Genomic DNA, 12,766 nt, shown 5'->3' on the forward strand with positions numbered 1-12,766 from the left:
CGCTTACATCAGCTTCGCGGCCGATGCGGACTTCGTCGCCTTGCCGCGCGCGGCCGACGACGACGTTCCCGCGCCCGTGCCCGCGTTCTGCTGAATGATGCGCGCGATTTCCTGATCGGCCTGCGCGCCGTAGTTGTCGAACACGTTGGTCTGATAGACCGTGTTCTGCGCGTTGCCCAACTGGCCGCCTTGCTCGTCCTTGATGGTCACGTCGGCATTCATCGACAGCCCGATGCGCAGCGGATGCTGCTCCAGTTCCTTCGGATCGAGTTCGATACGCACCGGCAGGCGCTGCACGACCTTGATCCAGTTGCCCGTCGCGTTCTGCGCGGGCAGGAGCGAGAACGCCGAACCCGTGCCGGCCGAGAAACCGATCACCTTGCCGTGGAACACGACGCCCGAGCCGTACAGGTCGGCGGTCAGTTCGACCGGCTGGCCGATGCGCATGTGCTTCAACTGCACTTCCTTGAAGTTCGCATCGACCCACACGGCGTTGAGCGGCACGATCGCCATCAGCGGATTGCCGGGCGACACGCGCTGGCCGACCTGTACCGAGCGTTTCGCGACATAGCCCGTCACCGGCGCGGGCAGCGTGTTACGCGCGAAGTTGATGTACGAGTCGCGCACCTTGGCGGCGGCGGCGAGCACGTTCGGGTGATCGGCGATCGTCGTGTTCGCGGTCAGCGAGCGGTTCGACGCGAGTTCCTGCTCAGCGGCGTCGAGCGCGGCCTGCGCGCCGCGCACCGCGTCGCGGGCGTGCGAGATTTCTTCCTGCGAGACCGCGCCGGTCTGCGCCACCTGCATGCGGCGCTTAAGATCGTCCTGCGCGCGCGATAAATCCGAGCGGCGCAGCGCGATCTGCGCTTCGTACTGGTTGTTGTTGACGAAGAACGTACGCACCTGACGCACGGTCTGCGCGAGATTCGCCTCGGCCTGATCGAGCGCGACCTTGGAGTCGGCCGGATCGAGCGAGACGAGCGGATCGCCGATCTTCACGGTTTGCGTATCGTCCGCGTTCACGGAGATCACCGTGCCGACGACCTGCGGCGTGATCTGCACGACGTTGCCGTTCACGTAGGCGTCGTCGGTGGATTCGTGAAAGCGCGCGACGAGGAAGTAGTACAGCCCGTACGCGACGGCGGCGATGATGATGACGAGCACGATCAGCGTCATCAGCCGGCGGCGTTTGCCGTTGCTTTGCTTCGGCGCGGGCGCGGCTGCGGTTTGTTGAGGGTCGCTCATGAAAGACTCCGAATATTCCGTATTGGTCTTGATGCGTGTTCTTGCGTGTCGCTTACTGCGGCGCGGCCTGATTCGATGCCTGGGGCTGCCCGCTGCCGTCGATCGCGAGATTCGTGCTCGTCGCGTCGAAGCCGCCGCCGAGCGATTTGATCAGCGCGATCTGCAGGTCGGTGCGTTTCAGGCGCAGGTTCGTCACGGTCTGCTCGTTGGCGAGCCGGTTTTCGTCGGCATTGAGCACCTGCAACTGCGGCGACAGACCGGCCTTGTAGCGGATCACCGCGAGCTGGTAGGCGCTCGTCGCCGCCGTGAGCGCACGTTGAGCGTCGGCCGCCTGCCGGTCGAGCGCGCGAATCGCGGAAATGTTGGTCGCGACATCGTTCAGCGCGCTGATGAGCGTCTGATTGTAGTTCGCGACATCGCCTTCGAAATCGGCGTAACGGCCTTTCAACTGCGCGCGCAACGCGCCGGCGTCGAAGATCGGCAGGTGAATTGCGGGCCCCATCTGAATCTGCCGGCTGCTCGCCTGCAGGAAGCGGCTCCAGCCGAACGCGTCGAAACCGAAGGCTGCGGCGAGATTGACGTCCGGGAAGAACTCGGCCTTCGCTTCCTTGATGTTGTGCGTCGCGGCCTCGACCTGCCAGCGCGCGGCGACGATATCCGGGCGGCGCGCGACGAGATCGGCGGGCACGTTGTCGGGCAGCGTCACGTTCGCTTTGGGATCGATCACCGGCTTGGCGATCTGCAGGCCGCGGTCCGGGCCTTTGCCGAGCAGCGCGGCGAGCTGATAGCGGACGGTTTCGATCTGGCCGTCGAGTTCGGAAAGATTGGTCTGGCTCGTCGCGACGTTGCCTTCCGCCGTGCGGCGCTCGACGTTGGTGTCGAGCCCGGCCGCGACGCGCCCGTCCGTGATGCGTCCCACGTCCTGCCGGTTGGCGATCTCGCGCGCGGCGACATCGCGCAGCGCGTAGAGCAGCGCGAGCTGGTTGTACGTGCGCGCCACCGACGCCGCGAGCGTCACGCGCGCCTGCTGCATGTCGGCCTCGGCGGCCTTTTGCTGCGATACCGCCATGTTCAGGCGCGAACGGTTCTTGCCCCAGAGATCCAGTTCCCACGACGCGCTCGCGAGCGCGTTGTTCTCGCTGAACCACGTGCCACCGTAGGGCGGCGGAAAGAGGGCGTTGGCGGAGTACAGCTCGCGCGTCCACGAATACGAGCCGGTGACTTTCGGATAAAGCGCCGAGCGCGAGCTTTCGATATACGAAGACGCCTTCGCGATGCGCGCCTGCGCCTGCGCGATGCTCGGGCTGTCCGCGAGCGCCTCGTCGATGAGCTGCGGCAACTGCGGGTCGCCGAACTGCTTTGCCCAGTCGAGCGTCGGCCACTGACCGCCTTGTCCGGGCACGCTTTGCGCGGCTTCGAAATGGTCCGCCGACGCGATCTGCTTGTCGCTCGAAATGCCCGCGTAGTTCGCGCAGCCGGCGATGGCGAACGCCGTGACGGCCGCGGCCGCGGCGCTTTTCACACGGCTTCGCGAGCGTTGCGCGGACTGGGAGATGAAGTTCATAACTCGTCTCTCGGGATGAGAGTTAAAAGTGGACGTTGCAATGAATTTGTAGGCTTCGGGCCGACGATTTGCTTGACGCCGCAATTACGTACCAGGCTTATCGTTTCCGCCGACCAGCGATGCGACGGACGGATCGCAGGAATTCGCGAGGATGCGCCTCATCATGCTCTTGAGGAAGCCGACTTCCTCGGGCGTGAAGCCCAGAAGCAGATGATCGAGCACGCGCGCGAAGATGGCGGGAATCTTTTCGGCGGTCGCCTGGCCTTCGTCGGTGAGCGCGAGGCGCACGACGCGCCGGTCTTCCTCGCTGCGCACGCGTGAGAGCAGGCCGCGCTTTTCGAGCCGGTCGATCAGGCGCGTCACCGCGCTGGCGTCGATGCCGTATTCGCGCGCGATATCCGCCGCTGTCCAGCACTTGCCGACGGCCAGCATGAAGACGATGCTTGCCTGTGTGCCGGTGATGCCAAGCTCCGACGACGTGTGCTGCGTGACCATGTTCCACATGGTCGAGCGTACTCGGCCGATCAGATAGCCGACGCTTTCAGCAAGCACGTAATCGCCGATCGCCGAGGATTTCGGGGTGTCGCTCATCGAAATAACGGTGCGGATGCAATAGTTGACTAGGCAGCATTATAGTCGCCGTATATCGAAAACGGCAAGAGTATTTATGAAAACGCTTAACAATCCCCGGGCGCCGCGGTCGTGCGCAGGGCGGGCGGATTTTGCGGGTTGCGTCCTATTGCGAGGAACCGTCATTCGTGCGTGCTATAATTTACGGTTCTCACCGCGCCGGGCCCGTTTTGTCATGCTTGCATGACGCTATCGAGAGGGGCTTGCCGAGCCATGGAGTCTCATTCAGGAGACTCGCTCCGACGGCGCACAACCAAGACATCTTTCTATGACTCGCGCCCTCCGCAATATCGCCATCATTGCCCACGTCGACCACGGCAAGACCACGCTCGTCGACCAGTTGCTCCGCCAGTCGGGCACGTTCCGGGAAAATCAACAGGTCGCCGAGCGGGTCATGGACTCGAACGACATCGAAAAGGAACGCGGCATCACGATTCTGGCGAAGAACTGCGCCGTCGAATACGAAGGCACGCACATCAATATCGTCGATACGCCCGGACACGCGGACTTCGGCGGTGAAGTGGAGCGCGTGCTGTCGATGGTCGATTCCGTGCTGCTGCTCGTCGACGCCGTCGAAGGCCCGATGCCGCAAACGCGCTTCGTCACGAAGAAGGCGCTCGCGCTCGGCCTGAAGCCGATCGTCGTCGTCAACAAGGTGGACCGTCCGGGCGCGCGCATCGACTGGGTGATCAACCAGACGTTCGATCTCTTCGACAAACTCGGCGCGACCGAAGAGCAGCTCGATTTCCCGATCGTCTACGCATCGGGCCTGAACGGCTTTGCCGGCCTGAATCCGGACGTGCGCGAAGGCACCATGCGTCCGCTGTTCGAAGCGATTCTCGAGCACGTGCCGGTGCGCCCGGCCGATCCGGACGGTCCGTTGCAACTGCAGATCACGTCGCTCGACTACAACTCGTATGTCGGCCGTATCGGCGTGGGCCGTGTCGCGCGCGGACGTATCCGCCCCGGCATGCAGGTTGCCGTGCGCTCGGGTCCGGACGGCGCGATCATCAACCGCAAGATCAACCAGGTGCTGTCGTTCCACGGCCTGGAGCGCGTGCAAGTGGAAGAGGCGCAGGCCGGCGATATCGTGCTGATCAACGGCATCGAGGAAATCGGCATCGGCGTGACCATCTGCTCGCCGGACAATCCCGAAGCGCTGCCCATGATCACCGTCGACGAACCGACGCTCACGATGAACTTCCTCGTGAACTCGTCGCCGCTCGCGGGCAAGGAAGGCAAGTTCGTGACGAGCCGCCAGATTCGCGACCGTCTCACGAAGGAACTGAATCACAACGTCGCGCTGCGCGTGAAAGACACCGGGGACGAAACCACGTTCGAAGTGTCGGGCCGGGGCGAACTGCATCTGACGATTCTCGTCGAGAACATGCGCCGTGAAGGTTACGAGCTCGCGGTGTCGCGTCCGCGCGTGGTGCTGCAGGAAATCGACGGCGTGAAGTGCGAGCCGTATGAAAACCTGACTGTCGATATCGAAGACCAGCATCAGGGCGGCGTGATGGAAGAGCTCGGCCGCCGCAAGGGCGAAATGCTCGACATGACCTCCGATGGCCGTGGCCGCACGCGTCTCGAGTACAAGATTTCGGCGCGGGGCCTGATCGGCTTCCAGAGCGAATTCCTCACGCTCACGCGCGGCACGGGCCTGATGAGCCACACGTTCGATTCGTACGCGCCGGTAAAAGAAGGCTCGGTCGGCGAGCGTCGCAACGGCGTGCTGATTTCGCAGGACGATGGCGCGGCGGTCGCCTACGCACTGTGGAAGCTGCAAGATCGTGGCCGCATGTTCGTGTCGCCGGGCGATGCGCTGTACGAAGGCATGATCATCGGCATTCATAGCCGCGACAACGACCTCGTCGTGAACCCGATCAAGGGCAAGCAGTTGACCAACGTGCGTGCATCGGGCACTGACGAAGCCGTGCGTCTCGTGCCGCCCATCCAGCTCTCGCTGGAATACGCGGTCGAGTTCATCGACGACGACGAACTCGTGGAAGTCACGCCGCAGTCCATTCGCCTGCGCAAGCGCCATCTGAAAGAGCACGAGCGTCGCCGCGCGAGCCGCGAAGCCAACGCTGAGTAAGCTGCGCGTTTCGGTGCACAAAAGCCGCCTTCGGGCGGCTTTTGTTTATCCGCCGCCGCCTCTTGCTAATCCCGAAAACGCCCGCAAATGCCCGTTGCAGAAGGAACGCGGGCAGGGCGCACATGCGACCTTCGGTCATATGACCATTGGTTCTGTGCTATGCTTCGCAGATTAGCTGTCGCTTTTTAGGTCCTTCCAAGCAGACTTGATTCGCGCAATCCGCTAAACGGTCAGGCCGTGGCGCGGAAGGTTTCGTAACCCGCACTTCCTCGAGAAACTCGAAGAAAGGTGAGCGTAAAATGATGAAGCAATTCCAGTCGAACTCTTATCTGTTCGGCGGTAATGCTCCGTACGTCGAAGAGTTGTACGAGCAATATCTCGATAATCCTGCGTCAGTGCCCGAGACCTGGCGCGCCTACTTCGACGCGTTGCAGAACGTGCCTGCCTCCGACGGCACGGCGCACAACGACGTGGCTCACGGCCCCATCGTCGAATCCTTCGCCCAGCGTGCGAAGGCGAATGCCTTCATTCCCCGCGAAGGCACCGGCGATCTCACGACCGCGCGCAAGCAAGTCCACGTTCAGTCCCTCATCGGCGCGTATCGCTTCATGGGCACGCAATGGGCCAATCTGGACCCGTTGAAGCGCCGCGAGCGTCCCGCCATTCCCGAGCTCGAACCCGGTTTCTACGACTTCACCGAAGCCGACATGGACCAGGTGTTCAACTCGACCAACCTGTACTTCGGCTTCGAGCAGGCGTCGCTGCGCGACATCGTCAAGGCGCTGCGCGACACCTACTGCGGCACGATCGGCGCTGAATTCATGTACATCAGCGACCCGGAGCAGAAGCGCTGGTGGCAGGAGAAGCTGGAGTCGATCCGCTCGACGCCGAACTTCTCGAACGAGAAGAAAAAGCACATCCTGAACCGTCTGACGGCTTCCGAAGGCCTCGAACGTTTCCTGCATACCAAGTACGTCGGCCAGAAGCGCTTCTCGCTGGAAGGCGGCGAGAGCTTCATCGCGTCGATGGACGAAGTCGTGCGTCACGCGGGCAAGAACGGCGTGCAGGAAATCGTCATCGGCATGGCGCACCGTGGCCGTCTGAACGTGCTGGTCAATACGCTCGGCAAGATGCCGGCGGACCTCTTCGCCGAATTCGAAGGCAAGCACGTCGATGACCTGCCGGCCGGCGACGTGAAGTACCACAAGGGCTTCTCGTCGGACGTCGCGACCGAAGGCGGCCCGGTTCACCTGTCGCTCGCGTTCAACCCGTCGCACCTGGAAATCGTGAATCCGGTGGTCGAAGGCTCGGCCAAGGCGCGCATGGACCGCCGCGGCGACGAGGAAGGCCTGCAAGTGCTGCCGGTGCAAGTGCACGGCGACGCGGCCTTCGCGGGCCAGGGCGTCGTGATGGAAACGCTGAACCTCGCGCAGACGCGCGGTTACGGCACGCACGGCACGCTGCATATCGTCATCAACAACCAGATCGGCTTCACCACGTCGGACCCGCGCGATGCGCGCTCGACGCTGTATTGCTCGGACGTCGTCAAGATGATTGAAGCGCCGGTGCTGCACGTCAACGGCGACGATCCCGAAGCCGTCGTGCTCGCGACGCAACTGGCGATCGACTTCCGCATGAAGTTCCACAAGGACGTGGTCGTCGACATCATCTGCTTCCGCAAGCTGGGTCACAACGAGCAGGACACGCCGGCGGTCACGCAGCCGCTGATGTACAAGACCATCGCCAAGCACCCGGGCACGCGCGCGGTCTACGCCGAAAAGCTCGTGCAGCAAGGCGTGATCACGGCCGAAGACGCGGACACCTTCATCAAGGAATATCGCCAGGCGATGGACGAAGGCCATCACACGGTCGATCCGGTGCTCTCGAACTACAAGAGCAAGTACGCGGTCGACTGGGTGCCGTTCCTGAACCGCAAGTGGACCGATGCCGCGGATACCGCTGTCCCGCTCGCTGAACTGAAGCGTCTGGCCGAGCGCATCACGACGATTCCCGAGAACTTCAAGGTTCACCCGCTGGTCGAGCGCGTCATCAACGATCGCCGCGCAATGGGTCTGGGCGAAGCCAAGCTCGACTGGGGCATGGGCGAGCATCTCGCGTTCGCGTCGCTGGTGGCGTCGGGCTACGCCGTGCGCCTGACCGGTCAGGATTCGGGCCGCGGCACGTTCACGCACCGTCACGCGGTGCTGCACGACCAGAACCGCGAGCGCTGGAACGACGGCACGTACATTCCGCTGCAGAACATTGCGGAAGGCCAGGCCAAGTTCACGGTCATCGACTCCGTGCTGTCCGAAGAAGCGGTGCTCGGTTTCGAGTACGGCTATTCGACGGCCGAGCCGAACACGTTCGTCGCGTGGGAAGCGCAGTTCGGCGACTTCGTGAACGGCGCGCAGGTCGTGATCGACCAGTTCATCTCGTCGGGCGAAGTGAAGTGGGGCCGCGTCTCCGGCCTCACGATGATGCTGCCGCACGGCTACGAAGGCCAGGGTCCGGAGCACTCGTCGGCGCGTATCGAGCGTTTCCTGCAACTGTGCGCGGATCACAACATGCAAGTGGTTCAGCCGACCACGCCGGCGCAGATTTTCCATCTGCTGCGCCGCCAGATGATCCGCCTGTTCCGCAAGCCGCTCATCATCGCCACGCCGAAGTCGCTGCTGCGTCACAAGGAAGCCGTGTCGGATCTGTCGGAACTGGCGAAGGGCTCGTTCCAGCCGGTCATCGGCGAAGTCGACGAAGCCATCGAAGCGAAGAAGGTCAAGCGCGTGGTCGCGTGCTCGGGCCGCGTGTATTACGACCTCGTTGCGCATCGCCGCGAAGCGAAGAGCAACGATGTCGCCATCGTGCGTATCGAGCAGTTGTATCCGTTCGCGCACAAGCAGTTCGACGCGGAGCTGAAGAAGTACGAGAACGCAACGGAAGTCGTGTGGGTGCAGGACGAGCCGCAGAACCAGGGCGCCTGGTTCTACATCGAGCACCATCTGCGCGAAGGCATGCGCGAGGGCATGAAGCTGGCCTATAGCGGCCGTCCGGCTTCGGCGTCGCCTGCGGTCGGCTACTACGCGAAGCACTACGAGCAGCAAAAGGCGCTCGTGGAAGGCGCGTTCGGCCGCCTGAAGGGCGCGCAGACCATCGCGAAGTAATTCGGCTTGATCGGGACGGCAGAGGCGAAGCGCTTCCCGTCCCGATGTTCGACCACCCAGACACGCATCAGGACAATACAGAAATGGCTATCGTAGAAGTCAAGGTTCCCCAGCTTTCCGAGTCGGTCTCGGAAGCGACCATGCTGCAGTGGAAAAAGAAGCCGGGCGAGGCTGTCGCCCAGGACGAAATCCTCATCGAGATCGAAACCGACAAGGTCGTGCTCGAAGTGCCCGCGCCGTCGGCTGGCGTGCTCGCGCAAGTCATCAAGCACGACGGCGATATCGTCACCGCCGACGAACTCATCGCGAAGATCGACACCGAAGCGAAAGCGGGCGAAGCGCCGGCAGCCGTCGCCGCTGCAGGCGACGCCGAAGTGAAGCCGGCTCCGCAAGCCGAGCCGGTCGCCGCTGCCCCGGTCGCCGCGCAAGCGGGCGCTGTGGGCGGCGCGGCGTCGCCTGCCGCGACCAAGATTCTGGCCGAGAAGGGCGTGTCGGCGGATCAGGTGCCGGGTTCGGGTCGCGACGGCCGCATCACGAAGGGCGACGCGCTCGCCGCACAGGCGGGCGCACCCGCCTCCGCGAAGGCTGCTGCGCCCGCCGCCGCACCCGCGCGCGCTGCGAAGCCTTCGCTGCCGTCGGTTGCCGCGCCGGCATCGGCCGATCAGTGGCTCAAGGACCGTCCGGAACAGCGCGTGCCGATGTCGCGCCTGCGCGCGCGTATCGCCGAGCGTCTGCTCGAATCGCAGCAAACCAACGCCATCCTGACGACGTTCAACGAAGTCAACATGGCGCCGGTCATGGACCTGCGCAACAAGTACAAGGACCGCTTCGAGAAGGAACACGGCGTGAAGCTCGGCTTCATGTCGTTCTTCGTGAAGGCGGCCGTGCACGCGCTCAAGAAGTTCCCGCTCGTGAATGCATCGATCGACGGTAACGACATCGTCTATCACGGCTACTTCGACATCGGTATCGCGGTTGGTTCGCCGCGCGGTCTGGTGGTGCCGATCCTGCGCAATGCAGATCAGATGAGCCTCGCCGACATCGAAAAGAAGATTGCCGAATTCGGCCAGAAGGCGAAGGACGGCAAGCTGTCGATCGAAGAAATGTCCGGCGGCACGTTCTCCATCTCGAACGGCGGCGTGTTCGGCTCCATGCTCTCGACGCCGATCATCAACCCGCCGCAGTCCGCGATTCTCGGCGTGCACGCGACGAAGGAACGCGCGGTCGTCGAAAACGGCCAGATCGTGATCCGCCCGATGAACTACCTCGCGCTGTCGTACGACCACCGCATCATCGACGGCCGCGAAGCCGTGCTGTCGCTCGTCGCGATGAAGGACGCGCTGGAAGATCCGGCCCGCCTGCTGCTGGACCTGTAAGAGCACAGTGCCTTCGGGCGCGCGCGATAGGCTCGCGCGCGCCTTTCTAAAAGGCTCCTCCGCAAGAGCGGAGATAGACCAAGGAAAGTCATGTCCAAAGAATTTGATGTCGTCGTGATCGGCGCGGGCCCTGGCGGCTATATCGCGGCGATTCGCGCAGCGCAGCTCGGCAAGTCGGTTGCGTGTATCGAGAAGTGGAAGAACCCGGCCGGCGCGCTGAAGCTCGGCGGCACGTGCCTTAACGTGGGCTGCATTCCGTCGAAGGCGCTGCTCGCGTCGTCGGAAGAATTCGAGAATGCGTCGAAGCATCTGGCCGATCACGGCATCAGCGTGTCGGACGTGAAGCTCGATGTGTCGAAGATGCTCGCGCGCAAGGACGGCATCGTCGAAAAGATGACGAAGGGCATCGAGTTCCTGTTCCGCAAGAACAAGATCACGTGGCTCAAGGGTCACGGCAAGTTCACCGGCAAGAACGCTTCCGGCGTGCAGATCGAAGTGTCGGGCGAAGGCGAGACGGAAGTCGTCACGGCGAAGAACGTGATCATCGCGACGGGTTCGAAGGCGCGTCATCTGCCGGGCATTCCGGTCGACAACACGCTGATCGCCGACAACGAAGGCGCGCTGTCGTTCGACGCCGTGCCGAAGAAGCTCGCCGTCATCGGCGCGGGCGTGATCGGTCTGGAACTCGGCTCGGTGTGGCGGCGTCTCGGCGCGGACGTGACCGTGCTCGAAGCGCTGCCGCAATTCCTCGGCGCAGCGGACGAATCGCTCGCCAAGGAGGCCGCGAAGCAGTTCAAGAAGCAAGGCCTCGACATTCATCTCGGCGTGAAGATCGGCGAAGTGAAGACGTCCGCGAACGGCGTGTCGATCGCCTACACGGACAGCGCGGGCAACGCTCAGACGCTGGAAGCGGATCGCCTGATCGTGTCGATCGGCCGCGTGCCGAACACCGACAACCTCGGTCTGGAAAGCATCGGCCTGAAGGCCAACGAGCGCGGTTTCATCGACGTGGACGACCATTGCGCGACGAGCGTGCCGGGCGTGTACGCGATCGGCGACGTGGTGCGCGGCCCGATGCTCGCGCACAAGGCGGAAGACGAAGGCGTGGCGGTGGCGGAAATCATCGACGGCCAGAAGCCGCATATCGACTACAACTGCGTGCCGTGGGTCATCTACACGGAACCGGAAATCGCGTGGGTCGGCAAGACGGAACAGCAACTCAAGGCCGAGGGCCGCGAGATCAAGACCGGCCAGTTCCCGATGATGGCCAATGGCCGCGCGCTGGGCATCGGCAAGGCGGAAGGCTTCGTCAAGATGATCGCGGATGCCAAGACCGACGAGATCCTCGGCGTGCACGTGATCGCTGCGGACGCATCGGACCTGATCGCGGAAGCGGTCGTCGCGATGGAGTTCAAGGCGGCGTCGGAAGATATCGGCCGCATTTGCCATCCGCACCCGTCGCTGTCGGAAGTGATGCGTGAAGCGGCGCTCGCCGTCGACAAGCGCGCGTTGAACATGTAAGACCCGCCTTCGATAGGCATCGCTAAACGAAGGCGAGCGGATCAAACCGCTCGCCTTCGTCACTTCAAACGGCAGAAGATGAACGTCACCGAGTATTACGAAAACGAACTGCGCACGCGCGGCTATCGATCCGACGAGGCGCAGCTCGCGGCCGTCGCGCGCCTGCAGCGCTGCTACGAGGAATGGGTCGCGTACAAGTCGCGCCGCTCCAACGCGCTCAAGAAGTTTCTCGTGCATCCGGATCTGCCGCGCGGTGTCTACATGTGGGGCGGCGTCGGGCGTGGCAAGAGCTTCCTGATGGACAGCTTCTTTGCGGTCGTACCCGTGCAGCGCAAGACGCGTCTGCATTTTCACGAGTTCATGCGGGAAGTGCATCGCGAGCTGGAGGAGCTGAAAGGGCAGGCCGATCCGCTCGACGAACTGGCCAAACGCATCGCCAGGCGTTTCCGGCTGATCTGCTTCGACGAGTTCCACGTCTCCGATATCGCCGATGCGATGATTCTCTATCGCCTGCTGGACCGGCTTTTCAAGAACGGCGTGCAGTTCGTGATGACGTCCAACTACGAGCCCGACACGCTGTATCCGGAAGGGCTGCATCGCGATCGGCTGCTGCCGGCGATCGAACTCATCAAGGAGCATCTCGACGTGCTCAACGTCGATGCCGGCACCGATTACCGCCGGCAAACGCTCTCGCAGGTGAAGGCGTATCACACGCCGCTCGGCGCGGCGGCGAGCGAAGCGCTGCGCGCGGATTTCGCGAAGCTCGCGGCAGTGCCCGACGAAAGCCCGATCCTGCATATCGAAAAGCGCGAGATCAAGGCGCTGCGCAAGGCAGACGGCGTCGTATGGTTCGATTTCGCGACGCTATGCGGCGGCCCGCGCTCGCAGAACGACTACCTGGAACTGGCGAACCGCTTTCACGCGGTGATTCTCTCGGACGTTCCGCAGATGACGCCGCGCATGGCGTCCGAAGCGCGCCGGTTCACGTGGCTCATCGACGTGTTCTACGACCACAAGGTGAAACTGCTCATGTCCGCGGCCGTGCCCGCCGAGGAACTCTACGTGGAAGGCCCGATGGCCAACGAGTTCGCGCGGACCGTCTCGCGCATCGTCGAAATGCAGTCGAAGGAATATCTGGAGGCGCCGCGACGCGTCACGGATATCTCGCTGACTTAATACG

General features: G+C 63.3%; 8 protein-coding genes. 5 read left to right on the top strand and 3 right to left on the bottom strand.

What is annotated here, in order from left to right; all coding sequences use genetic code 11:
* Positions 1-3 precede the first annotated feature (3 nt).
* From LY284_RS03560 to LY284_RS03570, 3 genes are all read right to left on the bottom strand, one after another.
* Entirely contained in the window at positions 4-1,242 is a 1,239-nt protein-coding gene (locus LY284_RS03560) for an EmrA/EmrK family multidrug efflux transporter periplasmic adaptor subunit (RefSeq protein WP_014191685.1), read from the bottom strand.
* A 52-nt stretch (positions 1,243-1,294) separates the two neighbouring features.
* Complete coding sequence (locus tag LY284_RS03565; protein WP_233384522.1) at positions 1,295-2,806, bottom strand: efflux transporter outer membrane subunit; 1,512 nt, start codon at positions 2,804-2,806, stop codon at positions 1,295-1,297.
* Positions 2,807-2,890: 84 nt separating this feature from the next.
* Positions 2,891-3,397: a MarR family winged helix-turn-helix transcriptional regulator gene (locus LY284_RS03570; RefSeq protein ID WP_014191683.1), complete on the bottom strand. Its 507-nt coding sequence runs from the start codon at positions 3,395-3,397 to the stop codon at positions 2,891-2,893.
* Positions 3,398-3,704: 307 nt separating this feature from the next.
* Between LY284_RS03570 and typA the strand changes: the two genes are divergently transcribed.
* From typA to zapE, 5 genes are all read left to right on the top strand, one after another.
* Positions 3,705-5,531 carry a translational GTPase TypA gene (gene typA / locus LY284_RS03575; protein WP_014191682.1) on the top strand — a complete coding sequence of 609 codons (1,827 nt, stop codon included), beginning with the start codon at positions 3,705-3,707 and terminating at the stop codon, positions 5,529-5,531.
* 299 nt (positions 5,532-5,830) lie between these two features.
* Positions 5,831-8,689 (top strand): 2-oxoglutarate dehydrogenase E1 component, encoded by a 2,859-nt coding sequence (locus LY284_RS03580; protein ID WP_045450738.1) that lies wholly within the window; start codon positions 5,831-5,833, stop codon positions 8,687-8,689.
* Between the two features lie 83 nt (positions 8,690-8,772).
* Positions 8,773-10,065, top strand: a complete 1,293-nt coding sequence (gene odhB, locus LY284_RS03585) for a 2-oxoglutarate dehydrogenase complex dihydrolipoyllysine-residue succinyltransferase (RefSeq protein ID WP_014191680.1) — start codon at positions 8,773-8,775, stop codon at positions 10,063-10,065.
* A gap of 90 nt (positions 10,066-10,155) precedes the next feature.
* The gene (gene lpdA / locus LY284_RS03590; protein WP_014191679.1) at positions 10,156-11,586 is read left to right on the top strand and encodes a dihydrolipoyl dehydrogenase; all 1,431 of its coding nucleotides are present in this window, start codon (positions 10,156-10,158) and stop codon (positions 11,584-11,586) included.
* Positions 11,587-11,664: 78 nt separating this feature from the next.
* Positions 11,665-12,762, top strand: a complete 1,098-nt coding sequence (gene zapE, locus LY284_RS03595) for a cell division protein ZapE (RefSeq protein WP_014191678.1) — start codon at positions 11,665-11,667, stop codon at positions 12,760-12,762.
* Positions 12,763-12,766: the final 4 nt, after the last annotated feature.

Origin of the sequence: Caballeronia sp. PC1 (genome assembly GCF_021353155.1) — a bacterium.
Lineage (GTDB): Bacteria > Pseudomonadota > Gammaproteobacteria > Burkholderiales > Burkholderiaceae > Caballeronia > Caballeronia cordobensis.